At 69.3% G+C, this 391-nt stretch carries 1 protein-coding gene; it reads right to left on the bottom strand.

Going from position 1 to position 391, the window contains the following annotated elements:
• Nucleotides 1-391: SAM-dependent methyltransferase (locus EN862_RS37215; protein ID WP_245519822.1), on the bottom strand; the 391-nt coding region annotated here is incomplete at both ends.

The following is a 391-nucleotide window of genomic DNA, read 5'->3' as shown; positions in this document are numbered from 1 at the left end:
CGAGAAATCCGGCGCGCGGTCGAGCGAAGCCAGGCCAGCCTCGATACGCTCCGCCAGAGGAAGGCTGTGAGGCACTGTCTCGACCGGCGCGGATTCGATCCAGATCGGGTGCGAACGCACAACCATTTCGGGCGCCGAGGTCCGCAGCTGCGCCGCGTTGAAGTCCGCGACCACGACGCCGATCGGCAGGTCCTGACGGGCGGGGATGACGACGAAGCCGGCGCCGGCGGCGGCCAGCAGGCGCAGCTCGATCAGATCCCAGGGCTTCAGATTGTCGGAGAGCGAGATGGCGCAAAAGTCGTGGCCGAGCGGGGCGCCGATGCGGGCGGCGACGGCAAGCATGGCGGTGACGCCGGGAACGACCGCAAGGTCGATCGCGCGCCATTCCGTC

Source organism: Mesorhizobium sp. M2E.F.Ca.ET.219.01.1.1, assembly GCF_004016445.2.
Classification (GTDB): domain Bacteria; phylum Pseudomonadota; class Alphaproteobacteria; order Rhizobiales; family Rhizobiaceae; genus Mesorhizobium.
Note: the sequence above shows the minus strand (reverse complement) of the source record. Positions and strands in the feature narration are given on the sequence as shown.